The organism is Jatrophihabitans sp., from assembly GCA_036389035.1.
GTDB lineage: Bacteria > Actinomycetota > Actinomycetes > Mycobacteriales > Jatrophihabitantaceae > Jatrophihabitans_A.
In genome coordinates this window covers 19,002-37,139 of the sequence record DASVQQ010000002.1, presented here as the reverse complement: position 1 = coordinate 37,139, position 18,138 = coordinate 19,002, and the positions used below count along the sequence as shown (strand labels likewise).

General features: G+C 71.0%; 15 protein-coding genes. 7 read left to right on the top strand and 8 right to left on the bottom strand.

Features of this window, described 5'->3' with window-relative positions:
* Positions 1 to 28: 28 nt before the first annotated feature.
* Positions 29 to 622 (bottom strand): hypothetical protein, encoded by a 594-nt coding sequence (locus VF557_00955; protein ID HEX8078757.1) that lies wholly within the window; start codon positions 620 to 622, stop codon positions 29 to 31.
* A gap of 310 nt (positions 623 to 932) precedes the next feature.
* Between VF557_00955 and VF557_00950 the strand changes: the two genes are divergently transcribed.
* Positions 933 to 2,519: a phospholipid carrier-dependent glycosyltransferase gene (locus tag VF557_00950; GenBank protein ID HEX8078756.1), complete on the top strand. Its 1,587-nt coding sequence runs from the start codon at positions 933 to 935 to the stop codon at positions 2,517 to 2,519.
* 23 nt (positions 2,520 to 2,542) lie between these two features.
* Here VF557_00950 and VF557_00945 read toward each other — a convergent pair whose 3' ends face one another.
* The 3 genes from VF557_00945 to VF557_00935 form a co-directional block, all read right to left on the bottom strand.
* A complete protein-coding gene (locus VF557_00945; protein HEX8078755.1) occupies positions 2,543 to 2,953 on the bottom strand; it encodes a hypothetical protein in 411 nt (136 codons plus the stop codon).
* A 1-nt stretch (position 2,954) separates the two neighbouring features.
* Positions 2,955 to 3,575, bottom strand: coding sequence for a hypothetical protein (locus VF557_00940; protein ID HEX8078754.1), 621 nt, complete (start codon positions 3,573 to 3,575; stop codon positions 2,955 to 2,957).
* A 106-nt stretch (positions 3,576 to 3,681) separates the two neighbouring features.
* The gene (locus tag VF557_00935) at positions 3,682 to 5,034 is read right to left on the bottom strand and encodes a deoxyribodipyrimidine photo-lyase (protein ID HEX8078753.1); all 1,353 of its coding nucleotides are present in this window, start codon (positions 5,032 to 5,034) and stop codon (positions 3,682 to 3,684) included.
* A gap of 47 nt (positions 5,035 to 5,081) precedes the next feature.
* Between VF557_00935 and VF557_00930 the strand changes: the two genes are divergently transcribed.
* Positions 5,082 to 5,735, top strand: coding sequence for an MBL fold metallo-hydrolase (locus VF557_00930; GenBank protein ID HEX8078752.1), 654 nt, complete (start codon positions 5,082 to 5,084; stop codon positions 5,733 to 5,735).
* Entirely contained in the window at positions 5,732 to 6,862 is a 1,131-nt protein-coding gene (locus VF557_00925) for a dipeptidase (GenBank protein ID HEX8078751.1), read from the top strand. Before VF557_00930 ends, VF557_00925 begins: the two co-directional genes overlap by 4 nt.
* 98 nt (positions 6,863 to 6,960) lie before the next feature.
* Here the strand turns inward: VF557_00925 and VF557_00920 are convergent, their stop codons facing one another.
* The 3 genes from VF557_00920 to VF557_00910 are packed head-to-tail and all read right to left on the bottom strand — an operon-like array spanning position 6,961 to position 9,635.
* Complete coding sequence (locus tag VF557_00920; GenBank protein ID HEX8078750.1) at positions 6,961 to 8,040, bottom strand: DMT family transporter; 1,080 nt, start codon at positions 8,038 to 8,040, stop codon at positions 6,961 to 6,963.
* 1 nt (position 8,041) lies between these two features.
* On the bottom strand, positions 8,042 to 8,716 hold the full coding sequence (locus tag VF557_00915; protein ID HEX8078749.1) for a pyridoxamine 5'-phosphate oxidase family protein: 675 nt from the start codon (positions 8,714 to 8,716) through the stop codon (positions 8,042 to 8,044).
* Entirely contained in the window at positions 8,694 to 9,635 is a 942-nt protein-coding gene (locus tag VF557_00910; protein HEX8078748.1) for an iron-containing redox enzyme family protein, read from the bottom strand. Before VF557_00910 ends, VF557_00915 begins: the two co-directional genes overlap by 23 nt.
* Positions 9,636 to 10,228: 593 nt before the next feature.
* On the opposite strand from VF557_00910, the gene VF557_00905 reads away from it, so the two are divergent.
* Both VF557_00905 and VF557_00900 read left to right on the top strand, forming a co-directional pair.
* Positions 10,229 to 12,760 carry an EAL domain-containing protein gene (locus VF557_00905; GenBank protein HEX8078747.1) on the top strand — a complete coding sequence of 844 codons (2,532 nt, stop codon included), beginning with the start codon at positions 10,229 to 10,231 and terminating at the stop codon, positions 12,758 to 12,760.
* Positions 12,757 to 13,365 (top strand): GNAT family N-acetyltransferase, encoded by a 609-nt coding sequence (locus VF557_00900; protein ID HEX8078746.1) that lies wholly within the window; start codon positions 12,757 to 12,759, stop codon positions 13,363 to 13,365. The genes VF557_00905 and VF557_00900 overlap by 4 nt, the downstream gene beginning before the upstream one ends.
* On the opposite strand, the gene VF557_00895 is transcribed toward VF557_00900, so the two are convergent.
* Positions 13,250 to 15,868: a glycoside hydrolase family 3 C-terminal domain-containing protein gene (locus tag VF557_00895; GenBank protein ID HEX8078745.1), complete on the bottom strand. Its 2,619-nt coding sequence runs from the start codon at positions 15,866 to 15,868 to the stop codon at positions 13,250 to 13,252. The two genes, VF557_00900 and VF557_00895, sit on opposite strands and share 116 nt — an antisense overlap.
* Positions 15,869 to 16,014: 146 nt before the next feature.
* Between VF557_00895 and VF557_00890 the strand changes: the two genes are divergently transcribed.
* Together VF557_00890 and VF557_00885 are read left to right on the top strand one after the other, a co-directional pair.
* Complete coding sequence (locus VF557_00890) at positions 16,015 to 17,517, top strand: NAD(P)/FAD-dependent oxidoreductase (GenBank protein ID HEX8078744.1); 1,503 nt, start codon at positions 16,015 to 16,017, stop codon at positions 17,515 to 17,517.
* Positions 17,514 to 18,116, top strand: coding sequence for a TIGR03086 family metal-binding protein (locus VF557_00885; GenBank protein ID HEX8078743.1), 603 nt, complete (start codon positions 17,514 to 17,516; stop codon positions 18,114 to 18,116). Before VF557_00890 ends, VF557_00885 begins: the two co-directional genes overlap by 4 nt.
* Positions 18,117 to 18,138: the final 22 nt, after the last annotated feature.

Here is an 18,138-nt window from a genome sequence, read left to right as displayed (position 1 = left end):
GGCAGCTGGCCCGCCGGGGTGGCCCGACTCAGCGGGACTGCAGCGCGTCCAGCGCGACCGCCATCGCCGCCGCCACGCGGCCGTCGACCCGACCGCCCGGGACGGTGACCTCGTACCGGTCCCGCAGCGAGCGCTTGCGCACCGAGGAGAGGACGACGTTCCCCTGCGCGTCGGTGAAGTCGAAGTGGAAGAGGAACGGCGACGGCAGGTCGCCGACGAAGGGCAGGCGCTCCCACAGGCGCCGGGCGATGGCGACGCCCTGACTGCGTTCGGTCCCGCTGGCGAGGCCTGCCGCCCAGGTGAGCTCCCACGAGGACCGCAGCAGGGACTTGGCGAACTCCTTGCGGAAGCTGCCGATCGGCTGACCCTCGGCGTCCAGCACGTCGTACGTGGCGGCCAGGTCGATCCGCTTGCGCGCCTTGAAGCTGAACACCGGCACGGAGCGCTTCTCGTCGGCGTAGAACGTGACCTGCTCCTTGAACGCCATCCGCTTCTGCTGCGCGACGGCCAGCACTTCGCCCTCGGAGCCGTCCGGCAGGGCGGCACGGATCTCGTAGCGGTTCACCATCATGGTGATCTTCTGCTTGACGAAGAAGTGGTCGACGTTCGCGAGGTTGGTCATGGTTGCTCCGACGTCTGGGGGTAAGGGGTGGGTTTCCGGAGAGTCTTCCACGGAGTCGAGGGCCAGGGGCTCCACCGGGTGGGACTGCTAGCGGCGCGTCCACACGCATTGTGCGGCCCGAAACGTCGCTCGAACGGCCTTGGCCACGACGTTTCCGGCCGCACAATGGCGTGCTCGGGGTTGGGCGACCGCGAGACGCGGGGCCGCGATGTCGGCTGGCAGGCAACGGATTGCGGGCATCAGGTGTCTAGGCAGTAAGGGCGTAACCGGCCAATAGGCCGGATCGCCTTGCCTTGCCTAGGAGCGTGTCATGTCCAGCAAGCGGCTCAACCCCTGGACGCCGGCCTTTCTCCTCGCGTCGACCCTCGCTGCCGCCGCGGCGGTCTTCCAGAACTTCTACCGGCTCTCGCGGGCGCCGATCCAGGTCGATGAGGCCCTGTACGCGAATGTCTCGTGGCGATACCTGCACTGGGACTCACTCACCGCCGCGCAACGGTCCTCGGCGCTGAACAACTTCGAGCATCCACCTCTGGCCAAAGTGCTCTTCGGCGTCGCCGAACTCGTTCAGGGGCAGCCGGATATCGGCGCCGCGCGTGCCGTCAGCGCTTCGTGCACGGTGGGCGCCGCGCTGATCCTGTGCCTCTGGCTGGGCGCGGCGGTCAACAGGTGGGTGGGACTGCTGGCCGGCAGCACGCTGGCGCTGATTCCGATGAGCGTGGCCCCGCAGGTCACCCGCTTCGGCCGGACCGCGATGCTCGACCCGGTCGCCGGGTTCTTCATGGTCGGCTCGCTCGCGCTGGGGTGGTACTGGTTCCGGTATTCCGGTCGGCGGGCCTGGGTGCTGGCGATCGGCGCGGGTATCAGCACCGGTTTGGCCAGCGCCAGCAAGGAGAACGGCTTTCTCGGCCTGGTGGCGCCGATAGCTGTCGGCCTGGCGTGGTCGCTGCGTCCGCTGACCGCGCTGCTGGTCCGGCTGCTGCAGTCGCTCGGCGCGGTGGCCGCGGCGGCGGGCACTTTCCTCTGCTGCTACCTGCCCTTCGGTGACCCGGTTGGGCGGATCGGCTACCTGTACCGCTTCCAATCCCGGCACTCCCGCGACGGGCACCTCGTCGGATTCGACGGGCAGCTGTCCACTCACCCGCCCTGGTGGACGAACCTGTGGTTCGCCGCTCACGGGATCGGTCCGATCCTGAGCTGGACGATTCCGCTGACGATGCTGGCGGCTGTCGTGCTGCGCCGGGACCGATTGGTCGGCTGGCTGGTCGCCGCGCTGGTCGGGCCGCTGGCCTTTCACTGCTGGCTGGCCGGGGTGGTGCTGCCCTTCTACTGGACGCTCTGGCTTCCGGCCGCGGTGGCGCTCTCATCGCTGGGCTGCTGGGAGTTCATGTGGCGGGGCGGGCGAGCGCGGTCCGCCGACTGGCCGCCAGACCTGCGCCGCCGGCTGGCGCGTGGCGGCGCAGGTCTGGCGGCGGCCTGCGCGCTGGCAGCGATCGCGATCCCGTCGATCGGGCAGCTCGACCAGGTCGCGCGGCTGCAGCGGGACGGCGCGGTCGCGCTCCCCGAGATCCGCACCCGGCTCGGACTGCACGGCGCGGTGTTGACGACCGGATTCCTGCGGGTCGAGGTGTCGACGTTCACCGGGTCAGCCCCCGTGCACGTGCGGTTGCCCGAGGCCCTGCACGGCATCGACACCGTCCTGATCGGGCAGCCCCGTTGCCGCACCAGCTTCGACGCCACCATCCGCGCGTTCGTGGCGACGAACCTGCGGTCGGGTTCGCTGCGGCTGGTTCGCGCCGACCGGTTGGCGCGCCTCTACGTGGCCAGCGGGCTGCTGCGAGCACCGAAGGCGGACGAGATCCGGGCGCAGCCAGCCGTCCGGATGGTCACCGGTTGCTGATGGCCGGCCGATCTGTGTGCCGATCAGCCGGCAGTCTCGTCGCCGGGGGTCAGCAGGTGGCGCTGCGAGCGGGGCAGGTCGAAGTCGTCAGCCAGGTCCGCGGCCCGGTCCCACAGCTCGATGACCTGGCGGTCCTCGACCAGCGCGCGGGTTTCGGCCAGCAGCAGCTGAGCAAGCTCGGCCGGCACCGCCGCCGGGTCGCCGTACTGGTCGGCCATGCTGGAGATGAACTCCTGCAGCGTGTGGTTGCCGTCGGCGACGTGGAAGATCGCCGTCCGCCAGTCCTCGAGCAGGTCAGTGATCACGCCGCCGGCGTCGAAGACGTCGATCTCGGCCGGTCCGTGCCAGTCCCAGGACCGGCGGCGAGCGAGGAACTTCTCGGCCCACGGATGGTCGAGCACGGCGTACGGGCGGGTTTCGACGCGCGGTGTCATGTCAGGCCCTCTTGAAGTGCGTGATGGAGATGTCGCCGGCGCCGGTCTTGACCGCGCCGATCTCGCAGTTCGTCGCCACGCCGTTGATCGTCCTGTTGACCGGCTGCCCGGCCGCCAGGCCGGCCGGCGGGGCGTTGGTCTTGTCGTACTGGTAGATCGGGACCATGGCGTTGACGTCGACCCGGGCCGACCGGGCCGGTCCGGCCGCGAAGTCCGTGGCGTCGGCGTTCACCGCCCCGATGAGCGTCGCATCGTCGGTCACGAAGGTGCGCGACCCGTAACCGGCCGTGGCGTCGGCGGCCTGGCCGGCCACGGCCATCACGTGCTTGGTGTGGGTCGCCCCGGACACCGACGTGGCTGCCGGGGCCCCGCCGACGGTCATCCGGCGGATGGTCGGACCGCCGTGCTGGGCGGCCTGGCGGCGCAGCGCTCCCAGGTCGGCTGCTGGCCCGACCGGGCCGTTGGCGACAGGGCCGGCGGCGGCGCTGGGGGCGACGGCCAGGCCGCTGAGGCCGACCGTACGCCGGACCGGCGCGGCCTCCACGGTGTCGGAGGCGGGTGACTCGGTGTCCGAACGCGCGCCGGCGCGCGCCTCGTCCTTCGCAGACAGAGCGCGTCTCATCGAGTCCTCCTCACCAGGCTGGGCCTTTTCCTGTCGTTACCTTAAGTCACCTCACGCCGAATAAACGACGATTCGCGCGAACCGAGCCGAAAAAGGCCGGGAGCTGTCAGCGGCGCACCGCGCGGACCGACTCGTAGTCGGCCAGGGCTTTGGCCCGCTCGGCCGCGTGGTCGACGATCCGGTCCGGATAGCCCGGCGGCAGGCCGCCCGGCGCGCGCCACGGCTCGTGGATGCGGTCGGCCGGAAGCCCGGCCAGCTCGGGCACGTAGCGACGGACGTAAGCGCCGTCCGGATCGAACTTCTGCCCTTGCAGGCTCGGGTTGAAGATCCGGAAGTACGGCGCCGGGTCGGTCCCGGTGCCGGCCACCCACTGCCAGCCGTGGACGTTGCTGGCCAGGTCGCCGTCCACCAGGTGCGCCATGAAGTGCCGGGCTCCGGCCTGCCATTCCAGGTGCAGGTCCTTGACCAGGAACGAGGCCACGATCATCCGCACCCGGTTGTGCATCCAGCCCTCGGCCAGCAGCTGGCGCATGCCGGCGTCGACTATCGGGTAGCCGGTCCGGCCGGCGGCCCAGGCGGCCAGCCGCTGCCGGGCGAGCTCGCCGGTCGGGTGCGGCAGGTCGGCGAGCTCGGTGCGGTAGTGCTCGCGCGCGGAGTCCGGCCGGCGGTGCAGGACGTCGGCGTAGAACTCCCGCCAGGCCAGCTCCTTACGGTACACCTCGTGCTGCGGCCGCAGGTCGGCCAGCAGGGTCCGGGGATGCACCGTGCCCCATTTCAGGTGCACCGACATCCGCGAGGTGCCGGCCAGGTCCGGCCGGCTGCGGTCCTGGCGGTACCGCTCGATCGGGCCGTCGCGAAAGGACTGCCAGGCCTGGCGGGCGGCTGACTCGCCGACCTCGGGCAGCCGCAGCTGCGAGGGCAGTCGCGGGTCGGCGGGAATGCCGTCGCGGCGCACCTGGTCGGCCGGCAGCCACTGGGTCCGGGCGGCCGGCGCGGGCTCGGGCCAGCCGCGCGCGAGCCAGGCGCGGTAGAAGGCCGAGTACACCTGAAAGCCGGCGCCCGAGGCGTTGACGAGCCGGCCGGGCGGCACCGCGTAGGGCGAGCCGGTCCGCACCAGCGGCGCCGGTAACGCCTGCGCCACCGCCTCGTCCCGGGCCGCTCCGTACGGGCCGAAGTCGGCGGCGCAGTGCACCGAGTCGGCGGCCACTTCGCGGCACAGCTCGCCCAGCACGGTCGCCGGCCGGCCGTGGCGGACCACCAGGTCGCCGCCCAGCTGGGCGTCCAGGGACCGCAGGCTCCGGTACAGAACCGCCAGCCGGGCAGCGCCGGACGGGGCGAGCAGGGCCGGGTCCAGCACGAACACGCCCAGCACCGAGCCACCGCCGGCCTCGGCCGCCGCGATCAGCGCCGGGTTGTCCAGAAGTCGCAGGTCGCGGCGGAACCACATCACAGCGGGCACGCTTTCGACGGTATGCGTTTGCCGCCTGATGTGGTGAAGTACCTCCCATGGAGCTGACCAAGTTCGGCCATGCCTGCGTCCGGATCGCCGACGGCGACCGGCGGCTGGTCATCGACCCGGGCACCTGGAGCGAGGTCTCCGAGGCGCTCACCGATATCGACGCGGTGCTGATCACCCACGAGCACGCCGACCACCTCGACGTGGACAAGCTGACCGCGGCGGCCACCGCCAACCCGGCGCTGAAGGTCTGGGCGCCGCTGGCGGTCGCTGACCAACTGGCCGGCAACCAGGTGTTGAGCGAGCGGGTCACCGCCGTCGGGCCGGCGCAGTCCTTCACGGCCGGCGGCCTGCAGGTGCGCACCTACGGCGGGCAGCACGCGCTGATCCACTCCTCGATCCCGGTGGTCGCCAACGTCGCCTACCTGGTGGGCGACGCGGTCTATCACCCCGGTGACTCCTTCACGGTGCCCAACGCGATCGTCGAGGCGCTGCTGGTGCCGATCAACGCACCGTGGGCGAAGGTGGCCGAGGCGCTGGACTTCACCATCTCGGTGCGGGCCCCCCGGGCCTTCCAGATCCATGACGGCCTGCTCAACAGCACCGGGCTCGGACTCTACGAGAGGCAGCTCAGCCGGGTCGGCGAGCTCTACGGCGTGACCCGCTTCAAGCACCTGGACGCCGGCGAAAGCGTCCAGCTATGACAAGTGCTGTGGACTCACTCGCCGCTGCCCGGGAACTGCTGGCCCGGCACCCGATCATCGACGGGCACAACGACCTGCCCTTCGAGCTGAGGGAACAGGTCAACTACGACCTCGACGCCTACGACATCGGCCAGCGGCAGAGCCGCACCCACACCGACCTGGTACGGCTGGCCGAGGGCGGCGTCGGCGGGCAGTTCTGGTCGGTGTTCGTGCCGGCCGGCTGGGCCGGCGAGCGGGCGGTCACCGCCACCTTCGAGCAGATCGACGTGGTGCTCAGGATGGTGGCCCGCTACCCGGACCGGATGGTGCTGGCCAACACCGCGGCCGACGTCCGGCAGGCCTGGAGCCAGGGCAAGCTGGCCAGCCTGATGGGTGCCGAGGGCGGCCACTCGATCGACTGCTCGCTGGCGGTGTTGCGGGTGATGGGCAGCCTGGGCGTGAAGTACCTGACGCTGACCCACAACGACAACGTCCCGTGGGCGGACTCGGCCACCGACGAGCCGGTGCTGGGCGGGTTGAACGACTTCGGCCGCGAGGTCGTCGCCGAGCTGAACCGGCTGGGCATGCTGGTCGACCTGTCACACGTCTCGCCCGGCACCATGCGCGACGCGCTGGCGGTGACCAGCTCGCCGGTGATCTTCAGCCACTCCTCGGCCCGGGCGGTCTGCGATCACGTGCGCAACGTGCCCGACGACGTGCTGAGCACGCTGGCCGGCAACGGCGGCCTCTGCATGGTGACCTTCGTGCCGTCCTTCGTCAGCGAGGACTGCCGGGCCTTCGACGAGGAGGTGAGCGCGCAGATGGTGGAGCGGGGCGAGAACATCCGGGACTGGCAGTCGCGGATGGCGGCCACCGCCCGCTACGCCGCCGATAGCCGGCCGCGGCCCACCGCGACCATCGCCCAGGTCGCCGACCACATCGAGCACGTCCGCGAGGTCGCGGGCCTGGCCCATGTCGGCATCGGCGGGGACTACGACGGCTGTGACCGGCTGCCGGTCGGCTTGGAGGATGTCAGCGGCTATCCGGCGCTGATCGCCGAGTTGCTGGAGCGCGGCTGGTCCGAAGCCGAGCTGGCGGCGCTGACCGGGGAGAACCTGCTCCGGGTGCTCGCCGACGCGCACCGGTAGCGCCGCACCCAGCCGCATTCACCGGCCCGGAAGGTCACCGGCCCGGGAGGTCACCGGCTCGGGAGGTCACCGGCCCGGGAGGTCACGGGCCGCGGAAATCACCGGCTCGGGAGGTCACCGGCCCGCTTCGGCTCGGTCGGCGTCGCTGCGGTCTCCAACGCTTCGGTCTCCAGCGCCGTGGTCTGCTGCGCCTCGGCCTGCCTCGCGGTGGCCTGCTTCGCCGAGACCCGTCCCCAGGTGTTGACGATCACCACGCCGGTCAGCGCCACCAGGCCGCCGATCAGCGACAGCAGGGAGGGAACCTCATCGAGCCAGAGCCAGGCGATCACCACGGTGGTGGGCCCGCCGATGTAGAGGAAGCTGCCCGCCTTTGACGCCGGGATCCGGGACAGGGCATAGGCCCAGGAGGCGTAGGCCAGCGCGGCGGGGAAGACGCCGAGGAAGACCACCATCCAGATCGCGGAGGCCGGCGCGTCGGCCACCTCCGAACCGATGTCCAGGCCGAACGGGATCATCATCAGCGTGCCCAGCCAGACGGCGACGGTGATCACCTGGATCGCGCTGTAGCGGGCCAGCAGCGGTTTCTGGCAGATGAAGAAGAGGCTGAACGCCAACGCCGCGAGCAGCAGGAGCAGCGCCGCCGGCTCCAGCGACACCTCCTTGCCCTCACCGAAGAAGATCATCAGCGCGCCGGCGAAACCGATCCCCATGCCGACGAACGCGATCGAGGTGACCCGCTCCTTCAACAGCAGCACGGCGAAGATGGCGGTGAACAGCGGCGCGGTCTGGACCAGGAACGCGGCCGAGCCGGCCTTGATGTACTGGGAGCCGAAGTTCAGGGTGAGGTTGTAGGTCGCGACGCCGAACAGGCCGACCAGCGCCAGCTGCGGCAGGTCCCGGCGTTGGGGCAGCGGCAACCGGAAGGCCGCCAGCATCGCGCCCAGCACCAGCGAGGCGATCAGGTACCGGAACAGGGCGAGCGAGCCGGGCGAGAAGTGCCGCACCGCGTCGCGCACGCCGACGAACGCCGCCGACCAGGACAGGATGCTGAACGCGACCGCCGCGATCGTCAGCAGCGACATCGACCGGGTGCTCGAGCGACGGCGGGAGGGGTCTTGCGCAGGACTGCCCGCCGCCGACGCGGACTGGTCGCTGGTGCTTCCGGTCACGCTGGACATGTCACGGGCTCCTCTCGCCGCTGTCTGCGATCGGGTCACCCGGCGGCTGGCCGGGCCGTACCCCGTCGTAGAGCGGCTTGGCCAGGTAGGGAGCCGGCGGCGGCTGGTAGCCGGGCGCCGGACAGTACTCGGACTCCTGTACGAACTGCATAGTATGCACGTACCGCTCACACAGGTCATAGACCACTTCGCTGGTCACCGTGACCAGCACCAGCGCTCCAGGGTCGGCGTCGGGATCGGGCTCGGCCACCTGCGCCGTGCCGTTCACCCGCAGCCGGTACTGCTCCTCGAAGTCGATGAAGAACAACCCAACCCGTCCGGTCGCCCGGATGTTGCCCAGGGTCGAGAACAACCCGTTGCCGTCGTAGAACGGCAGCGTCAGCGTCCGGTCGTCGAGCACCCGGATGAAGCCCGGGCGACCGCCCTTGTAGGTGCACTCGGGCCGGCCGGCGGCGTCCACGGTGGCGAGAAAGACCATCCGGCAGCCTGAGATGAACTTCGCCTGCTCGGGCGAGAGACCCGGCCGGACGAAGTGCTGCACCAACCGGTCGGCGAGCCGCCGGGTGTCGAACTGCTCCTGCAACTGGCGGGATTCCGGGCCGAAGAGGTCCTCCCCCCGCAGCGGCGGCTGCGCGTCAGCTGCCGAGGCCCCGTCAGCCGAGACCGAAGAGGACATCTCGGACCCGGCGGTAGAACTCGCTGGCCACGTTGCCGCGAATGGCGACACCGAGGGCGATCTCGTGCACCGTCTCCGGGGCGCGGTCCAGGATCGGCGTGAAGACGTGATCGAACCACTCGCGGCCGTGGTCCTCGTCGACGTGCACGTGCACTTCCTGGTAGCGGACCACGTCCTGGGGCACTCCCAGCCGGCGGCAGGCCTCGACCGTGGCCCCGAACCGAGCCGGCGCGGTCTGCTCCAGCAGGCCGATGCCGGCCAGGCTGCGCAGCGCGTAACGCCGGCGCAGCCCGTACATCAGCAGGTTGACCGCGTTGTTGTAGACCTCCGGCTGCTCCAGCACGCTGAGGTCTACCCCGCGCGGCTCCACCACTTCGCGGCGGAACCAGCTGGTGGAGTGGTCGAACATGTCGGTGTGCACGCCGGCCGGGTCGCCGTTGCCCATCTCGTCCCAGAAGTTCTCCGCGATCGTCATCTTGGTGACGCCCGTGGTGCCTACCTGCGACAGCGCGATGATGTCGTCGAAGCGGCCGTCGACCTTCTCCTCGGCCAGCATGAACATTCCGACGTCGAGCAGCGTCCCCTGGTGGCGCACGTAGTCGCAGAGGTCGTGGTACTCGTGCTGGGAGGCGAAGTCGAAATACCAGTCCCGAAAGTCGGCCGCGGCGGTCGGCAGAGCAGGGCCGGCCAGCACCCGCGCCTCCTCGTAGGAGTTCCAGGCCGCCTCGATGGCGGCCACCCGGGCCGGGGTGCTCCACTCGCCGAGTTGCGCGCTGCGCTCGGGCGGAACGAAGAAGTCCATGTAGTGCGAGTGCAGCTCGCGCAGGCAGATCAGCTTGGCATCCCGGTCGGGGACGGTCGCGAGATCTGTCGGAAAGGCCCGCTCGACGTCACTATCCAGCAGAGCGGAAGTGGTCACACCAACTCCTTCTCAGAAACGGGCAGTGTGCCCCCTGTCTACGCGCCGGATCGTATATTTTGGCCTATGTACTGTCAATGAATGTCCGTTTGATGTAGAATACTGCGCCCCGAAATTTCGGCGAATGTCTACAGAGCTGGCAATCCCAGCCGCTGCCGGGTCTCAGCCCGCCGGCGCCGGGCACGTTCCGGTTGGCCCCTCCAGCGCCGGTAACCCTCGATGACACCGGTGCCACCGTGCCTTGTCGGCCCGGTCGGGTCCGGCCACACTTCGAGGGCAGCGATATGCCCGGAGCGTTTTGCCGTAAAAGATTGACTATTCCTTATCATGCGCGTCAATTGCCGAGTGCTTTCAGCGCGGGTTCGCGCGTGAGAAAGAACAGCTCGCCCTACTGGGAAACAGCGCAATGAAAGTGCCGATTACCAGCCAGTAGCCAAATAACAGCTGGTCGCGGCGCGTCGAGACCGGGAATTCGGTTCTCGACCGGAACTATCCATGGTGCGGACGCGCGCATTACATGGGATCGTGATTTTGCTGTGTGGTCGATTTGGCCGGGGCCGGGGGGACCCCCACGACAAGATGGCGGTAGGGCGATGTATGCGATGCAGGCGTCCGGTCCAGAGCCCGGAGGGCCCAAGACCGGTGGCGCTCAGCTGCGTGAGTTGCTACTGGCCGGATTGGTCGACCGGCTGCCGGCGGCTATTTATGCCGCCGAGTCCGGCGCGGACGGGCAATGGATATATGCCAGTCCGCAGATTCAGGAAATTCTCGGTTTCGCCGCCGAAGACCTGATTTCTGATCCCGGCCTGTGGGCCCGACAACTGCATCCCGATGACCGCGACTGGGTGTTGCGCTCAGAAGCGATGCTGGACGGCAATGGTCGCTGCCAGGTCGAATATCGAATGATCCGCCGCGACGGCCAGGTTATCTGGGTACTCGATGACGCGTTGCTGGACGAGGTCGAGCAGGGCGCGATTCAGCACGGACTGCTCTATGACATCACGGCCCGAAAGCGCACCGAGTTGCTGCTCGCCGAGCACGCCGACATCGTCGAGCGGGTGGCCCGCGGTGATGAGCTGGAGGCCACCCTGATCGAGCTGGCCACCGCCACCGAGATGGTCAGCGGCACCGCGCGCTGCGTCATCGAGGTCCGGGCCGGCGCCGGGTTGGGACGTTCGATCCTCAGCTGCTCCGGCGGTGAGCTCGGCGCCGCGGACCTGAACCGGTTCGGACCGGCCAGCCACCAGGCCGAATTCGCCGCTCCCAACGGCGACCCGCTGGGACGGGTGAGCCTGCATTACCCGGATCTGGCGGTGGCCCACGACCTGGACGGCGACCTGGCCGGCTGGGCGGCCAGCCTGGCGTCGGTGGCCGTGCTGCGGGCCGCCGAGCACGCCCGGGTGACGCTGTCCATGTCGCTGCTGGAGGCGACGCTGGACGCCACCGCCGACGGGATCCTGGTGATCGACGCGGGCGGCCGGATCCTGGGCCACAACCAGAAGTTCCTCGACATGTGGCGGATCGAGCCGGCTGTGCTGGCCTCCGGGCAGGACGCGCAGCTGCGGGCCTCGGTGCTGGACCAGCTGGTCGATCCGGCTGAGTTCACCAGGCAGGCCGACCGGCTGATGGCGACCCCGGCCGAGTGCAGCCACGACGAGATCGAGTTTCTGGACGGGCGGTTCTTCGAGCGCTACTCCCAGCCGCAGCGGATCGAGGGCGTCTCGGTCGGGCGGGTCTGGAGCTTCCGGGACATGACCCTGCACCGTCAGCTCGAGCAGGAGCTGCGGGTCCAGGCGTTCACCGATCCGCTGACCCCGCTGGCCAACCGGACCTACTTCATCCAGCAGGTCACCGCGGCGCTGGCCTCCAGCCGGCGCCGGGAGGACAGCATGGCCGTCCTGCTGCTGGACCTGGACGACTTCAAGACGGTCAACGACAGCCTCGGCCATGTCGCCGGTGACGCGCTGCTGATCGCGGTCGCCGAACGGCTGCAGACCTGCGTGGCCGAAGGCGACGTCGCCGCGCGGCTCGGCGGTGACGAGTTCGTGGTGCTGCTGCGCCAGCTCAGCGGCGCCGATGACGCCGTCTACTCGGCTGAGCGGGTGCTGGCCGCGCTGTCGGCGCCGCTGGTGGTGGAGGGCCAGACGCTGACTATCCGGGCCAGCATCGGCATCGCGCTGCCCTCGGCGGACGAGGACGCCGGAGACCTGCTGCGCAACGCCGACCTGGCGATGTACACGGCCAAGCGCGACGGCGGCGGCCGCTGCCATTGCTACGCCCCGGCGATGCACGTCGAGGCGATGGCCCGGCTGGCCCTCAAGGCCGACCTCGAGCACGCCATCGAGCACGACGAGCTGATCGTGCACTACCAGCCGGTGCTGGACCTGCGCAGCTTCCAGATCGTCTCGATGGAGGCGCTGGTGCGCTGGCAGCACCCGGAGCGCGGGGTGATCTCGCCGGAGGAGTTCGTCGCGCTGGCCGAGGAGTCCCGGCTGATCGACCGGCTCGGCTCGGTGGTGCTGCGCCAGGCCTGCAACCAGCTGGCCCAGTGGCGGCGCAGCATTCCGGCCCATCGCGAGCTGACCGTCAGCGTCAATGTCTCACCCCGCCAGCTGTCGGACCCGAGCCTGATCTCTGAGGTGCAGCGGGCCCTGTGGGTGGCGGGGCTGCCCGCCTCAGCCCTGGTGCTGGAGATCACCGAGAGCAGCCTGGCCACCCCCATGGTGGACGTGGTGACGGTGCTGAACCAGCTCAAGAGCCTCGGTGTCGCGCTCGCCCTGGACGACTTCGGGGTCGGCTACTCCTCCCTCGGCCAGCTGGTGAACTTTCCGCTGGACATGGTCAAGGTCGACAAGTCCTTCGTGGACCGGCTGACCGGCGAGCTCCGGGGGGCGGCGCTGCTGCGCGCGGTGCTCCAGGTCGCCGAGGCGCTGTCGCTGGAGACCACCATCGAGGGCATCGAGGACGAGCGCCAACTGCAGCAGGTCCGGGCGCTGGGCTGCAGCCGGGCGCAGGGATACCTGCTGTCCCGGCCGCTGGACGTCCAGGCCGCCTCGGACCTGCTGGCCGGGCGGACCTCACCGGCCCGCGCCGTCGGCGGGCGGCATTCGATAATGCAGGGATGAGCTCTCCTGCCATCCGCCTGTCCGTCCACGATGTGGGTTATGACCATCCCGATGCCCGGCGGTTGATCGCCGAGGTGCAGGCCGAGTACGTCCAGCGTTATGGCGGCCCGGACTCCTCGCCGGTCGACCCGATGGAATTCCAACCGCCCCAGGGCCTGTTCGCGGTCGGCTACCTCGGCGCCGAGCCGGTCGCGATGGGCGGCTGGCGCAGGCACGACGATGAGCATCCGCAGACGGCCTGGGCGGCGCCGGTGGCCGAGGTCAAGCGGATGTACGTGAGCACCGCGGCGCGCGGGCGCGGCTACGCCCGGACGGTGCTGGCCTACCTGGAGGACACCGCGCGCGAGGCCGGCGTCCGCTGGTTGCTGCTGGAGACCGGCAGCCGCCAGCCCGAGGCGGTCGCGCTGTACCTGTCCTGCGGCTACCAGCCGGTGCCGCGGTTCGGGTACTACGCCGACCGGGAACTGGCCATCCACCTGGGCAAGGACCTCACCGCGGCTGGTCAGGCCGCGGCGGCTGATCAGCCCGCGGCGGCTGGTCAGGCCGCGGCGTCAGCTCAGCCCGCAGCGGCAGGTCAGCCACGTTCGGCCCCGCCTGGACGGTGAAGCTGCCGGGCTCCAGCGCCCAGCCGTCCTGCCAGTGCTCGAAGGCGCGCCGGGGCAGCGCGATCACGACCGTCGCGCTCTCACCGGCCGGCACCGTGACACCGGCGAAGCCGGCCAGCCAGCGCACCGGGCGGTCCTGGACGGAGTCGGGCCGGGACAGGTACACCTGCGCCACCTCGCGGCCGGTGCGGGCCCCGGTGTTGCTCAACCGGATGCTCACCTCGGCCGTGCCGTCCGGGCCCGGCGCCACCGACATCGACTCGTACTCGAAGCTGGTGTAGCCCAGCCCGAACCCGAACGGGTAGGCAGGCTGGACGCCCGCGCGCAGCCAGGCCCGGTAGCCGAGGTGGATTCCCTCGTCATAGCGCAGCACGCCCTGGACCGGTGTCACGTCGAGCACCGGCACCTCGGCCTGCTCGCCCGGCCAGCTGGTCGGCAGCCGGCCGCCCGGCTCGACGGCTCCGGTCAGGACGTCGGCCAGTGCCCGGCCGTACTCCTGGCCGCCGAACCAGGTCAGCAACACCGCCCGCACCTGCGAGCGCCACGGCATGGTGACCGGCGAGCCGGAGTTGACCACCACCACGGTCCGCGGATTCGCCGCCGCCACCGCCCGCACCAGGTCGTCCTGCCGGCCGGGCAGCGCCAGCGTGTCGCGGTCGAAGCCCTCGGACTCGACCTGGGAGTTGGTGCCCACCACCACCACCGCGACCTCGGCCTCGCGAGCCGCCTCGGCGGCTTCGGCGATCAGCGCGTCCTCGGAGCTGATGACCGGCCGCGAGCCGAGGGTGATGCCGAGGGCGCCGGGCTGGCGCACGGTGTCGGCCAGCGAGTGCTCCAGCCTCAGCCGGTAACTGCGGCCGGCCTCCAGTTCGACGACGGTGGTGCTGGCCGGCGGCGAGAGCACCGCGGTGGCCGGGTCGTGGCCGGCGACGCTGTTGTCGGCGCCCAGCACGTTGACGCCGTCGATCGAGAGCACCGTGGGGCCGATCACCGCGAAGCCCAGCTCGACCGGCCCGGTCACGGTGGGCCGGTAGTCGGTGAGGATCTCCAGGGTGGCCAGGTCACCGACCGGCGCGTTGCCCAGCCAGACCAGCGCGCTGCAGAACCGGACCTCGTCGAGCACCAGGTCGCCCGCCGGGTCGCGAAAGCGCACCCGCAGCCCGGCCGAGCCGGTCTCGGGATCGGTCAGGCAGTCCAGCGGCAGCTCCGCGAGGCCTTCTTGCACCACGGCGCCGAGGTGGTAGCTGACGACGGTGGCGGGCAGCGCCTGGCGCAGCCCGGTCAGCGGCGAGACGGTCTCACCGGGCACCACCGTCGCGCTGCCGCCGCCCTGGGTTCGGGGCAGCTCGGCGTTCTGGCCGCTGACCGCGATGCTGGCCGGCGCCCGCAACGGCAGCAGCCCCTCGGCGTTGCGCACCAGCACGATGCCCCGGGCCTCGACCTCCCGGGCGAAGCCGGCGTCGATGACCGGCCGGGTCCGCGGCGGCGGTTCAGCGCCCAGCGCGCCGACCCGGGCGGCCAGTAGCAGCAGCCGGCAGACCTTGTCCTCGATCGCCGCCGCCGGCACCTCGCCGGCCCGGACGGCGGCCACCAGCGCATCGCCCCACGGCCCGCCCGGCCCCGGCATCGCCAGGTCCTGCCGGGCCCGGGCGGCGGCCACCGACCGGACGGCGGTCCAGTCCGAGACGACCACCCCGTCGAAGCCCCACTCCTCGCACAGCGGGCTGCGCAGCAGGTCGTTCTCGGACATGGTGACCCCGCGGACGGCGTTGTAGGACGACATCACCGTCCAGGCGCCGTCCCGCACCGCCCGCTCGAACGGCGCCAGGTACACCTCGCGCAGCGCCTGGTCGCTGACCTCCACGCTGGCGGTGAACCGCTCGGTCTCGAAGTCGTTGGCGATGTAGTGCTTGGGGCAGGCCGCGATGCCGGCCGACTGCACCCCCCGGACGAAGGCGGCGCCGATCTCGCCGGTGAGCAGCGGATCCTCCGAGTACGCCTCGAAGTGCCGGCCGCCGAGCGGGCTGCGGTGCAGGTTGATGGTGGGCCCGAGCACTACGTCGACGCCCTTGCGAATCGCCTCGCCGGCGACGATCACCCCGTAGCGATGAGCCAACTCCGGGTCCCAGGACGCGCTGAGCGCGGCCGCCGACGGCAGGTTGAGCGAGGGGTCCCGCTCATCCCAGATCGCACCGCGCACCCCGGACGGCCCGTCGGAGAGCACCATCGACCGCAGCCCGGCGGCCGGCTCGGCGTGGGTGCTCCACATGTCCGCGCCGGTCAGCAGCCGTACCTGCTGCTCCAGTGTCAGGCTGCGGGCGATCGCGGTCAGCCGCTCGCGCAGCGCCGCCGGATCGGCCTGGACGCTGCCCGGCTCCGTGCTGTTCGGCTCGGCGCTGTTCGGCTCGGTGCTGCTCGGCTCCGGGCTCCGGGTGCCGCTCATCTCGGCGCCGCTCATCTCGGTGCTGATCTGGATGTCGCGCTGGATCTCGCTTCCGGACACAGCCGTGCCGCCTTTCCCCGTGGTCATTCGATGCTAGTTCGACCGGGTGGGCCCCCTGGCTGCCGTACCGCCGGGACAACCCAGCCAATACCCTCGACAACAGGTCTCGCGGACGGGGACATCGGTGCGCCAGGGAGGCAGGTCGGATGAGCGCGGCAGTCGATCCGGATCGTTCGGAGTGGGACGTCATCGTGATCGGCGGCGGGGCCGCCGGTGAGAACGCCGCGCAGTACGCGACGCAGTTCTCCGGCCTGGAGGCCGTGATCGTCGAGGCCGACCTGCTCGGCGGTGAGTGCTCCTACTGGGCCTGCATGCCCAGCAAGGCGCTGCTGCGTCCGGTGGAGGTGCTCTCGATCGGACGGGACCTGCCCGGTGTCAAGGCGCTGCTCGGTGACCGCCCGCTCGATGCCCAGGCGGTGCTGGCCCGCCGGGACGAGGTGGTCAACCACCTCGATGACAGCTCCCAGGTCGAGTGGGCACTCGGCGTCGGCATCGACGTGGTGCGCGGTTACGGCCGGCTGTCCGGGGTGCGCGAGGTGACGGTGACCGGCCCGGACGGCGCCGAGCGGGTGCTGACGGCCCGGCACGCGGTGGTGCTCGACACCGGCAGCGTCCCGGCGATCCCGCCGGTGCCGGGCCTGGCCGAAGCCCGGCCCTGGACCTCGCGCGACGTGACCAACATGCACGAGGCGCCCCGCCGGATGGTGGTGGTCGGCGGTGGCGTGGTGGCGTGCGAGTCGGTGACCTGGCTGCACGCCCTGGGCGTCGAGGAGATCACCGTGATCGAGGGCGCTCCGGGGCTGCTGGTCAGGAACGAGCCGTTCGCCGGCGAGATGATCCGGAGCCGGTTCGCCGAGGCCGGCATCACCGTCCGGACGGGCACCAAGGTCACCTCGGCGCAGCGGGCCGAGGTCAACGACGCCCCGGTGGGGCACCGGCACGGCGGCGAGGTGACCGTCACCCTGGACACCGGCGAGCAGGTCAGCGCCGACGAGATCCTGGTGGCGGCCGGCCGCCAGCCCAACAGCGAGGACATCGGGCTGGAGACGGTGGGCCTGAAGGCCGGTGGCTACCTGCCGGTCGATGACCACCTCAACGTCGAAGGTGTCGAGGGCGACTGGCTGTACGCGATCGGGGACCTGTGCGGCCGGGCGCTGCTGACCCACATGGGCAAGTACCAGGCCAGGATCGCCGGCGAGGTGATCGCCGCCCGGGCCGCCGGCCGGCCGCTGGACAGCGACCGGTTCGGCCGGCACACCGATGTGGCCGATCACAACCAGGTGCCGCAGGTGACCTTCACCGATCCCGAGATCGGCTCAGTGGGCCTGACCGAGCAGCAGGCCCGCGATCAGGGCCTGGACGTCGAGGCGGTCGAGTACGACCTGGCGGCGCTGGCCGGCAGCTACGTGCTGCGCGAGAACTACTACGGGCGGGCCAAGCTGGTGATCGACTCCCAGCGCGATGTGGTGGTCGGGGCGACCTTCGTCGGCACCGGCGTGGCCGAGCTGACCCACTCTGCGACCATGGCCGTGGTGGCCCGGATCCCGGTGCCAGTGCTGCGGCACGTGGTGCCGTCCTACCCGACCCTCAGCGAGGTCTGGCTGCGGCTGCTCGAGGAGCTGGGCAAGCAGCGGCAGGACGCGCGATGAACATCCGCGAGCTCGACCGGCGTGCCATGGACGTCACCGCGGGGATCGTCGCGCTCATCACGCCGGAGCAGCTGGATGCTCCGACGCCGTGCGCGGGCTGGCAGGTACGGGACCTGCTCGCCCACATCATCGGGCAGTACCACGGGTTTGCCCTGGCTGCCTCGGGTCGACCCACCGGCGTCGAGGCGTTCGCGCCCCGCCCGGTGACGGCGGACCCGCTCGCGCGCTACCAGCAGGCTGCCGCCCTCGTCACCGAGGCGTTCGCCGAGGACGGCGTGCTGGACCGGAGGTTCCACCTGCCCGAGATCCGGGACGGGGCCGCCTTTCCGGCCACCGCGGCGATCGGGTTCCACCTGGTCGACGAGGTGGCGCACGCCTGGGACCTGGCCAGGTCGATCGGGGTGCCCGTCGAGTTCGACCAGCAGGTGCTGGAGGTGGCGCTGTCGGTCGCGAGGCAGGTGCCGGACGATCCGGGCTCCCGGGGCGAAGGGCAGGCGTTCGCGCCCGTCCACCCGACGCAGGACGGCATGGCGACCCTGGACCGGATCGTCGCGCTGCTCGGCCGGCGCCCGGACTGGACCGCCACGCCGTCGCCTTAAGGCAAGGTCCGGCGTGCCTTAC

Coding starts and splice junctions, on each gene's coding strand:
- VF557_00915 (HEX8078749.1), bottom strand. CDS start 8,716: ATGTCCTCTTCGGTCTCGGCTGACGGGGCCTCGGCAGCTGACGCGCAG.
- VF557_00945 (HEX8078755.1), bottom strand. CDS start 2,953: ATGACACCGCGCGTCGAAACCCGCCCGTACGCCGTGCTCGACCATCCG.
- VF557_00955 (HEX8078757.1), bottom strand. CDS start 622: ATGACCAACCTCGCGAACGTCGACCACTTCTTCGTCAAGCAGAAGATC.
- VF557_00950 (HEX8078756.1), top strand. CDS start 933: ATGTCCAGCAAGCGGCTCAACCCCTGGACGCCGGCCTTTCTCCTCGCG.
- VF557_00885 (HEX8078743.1), top strand. CDS start 17,514: ATGAACATCCGCGAGCTCGACCGGCGTGCCATGGACGTCACCGCGGGG.
- VF557_00940 (HEX8078754.1), bottom strand. CDS start 3,575: ATGAGACGCGCTCTGTCTGCGAAGGACGAGGCGCGCGCCGGCGCGCGT.
- VF557_00900 (HEX8078746.1), top strand. CDS start 12,757: ATGAGCTCTCCTGCCATCCGCCTGTCCGTCCACGATGTGGGTTATGAC.
- VF557_00920 (HEX8078750.1), bottom strand. CDS start 8,040: ATGTCCAGCGTGACCGGAAGCACCAGCGACCAGTCCGCGTCGGCGGCG.
- VF557_00925 (HEX8078751.1), top strand. CDS start 5,732: ATGACAAGTGCTGTGGACTCACTCGCCGCTGCCCGGGAACTGCTGGCC.
- VF557_00905 (HEX8078747.1), top strand. CDS start 10,229: ATGTATGCGATGCAGGCGTCCGGTCCAGAGCCCGGAGGGCCCAAGACC.
- VF557_00930 (HEX8078752.1), top strand. CDS start 5,082: ATGGAGCTGACCAAGTTCGGCCATGCCTGCGTCCGGATCGCCGACGGC.
- VF557_00890 (HEX8078744.1), top strand. CDS start 16,015: ATGAGCGCGGCAGTCGATCCGGATCGTTCGGAGTGGGACGTCATCGTG.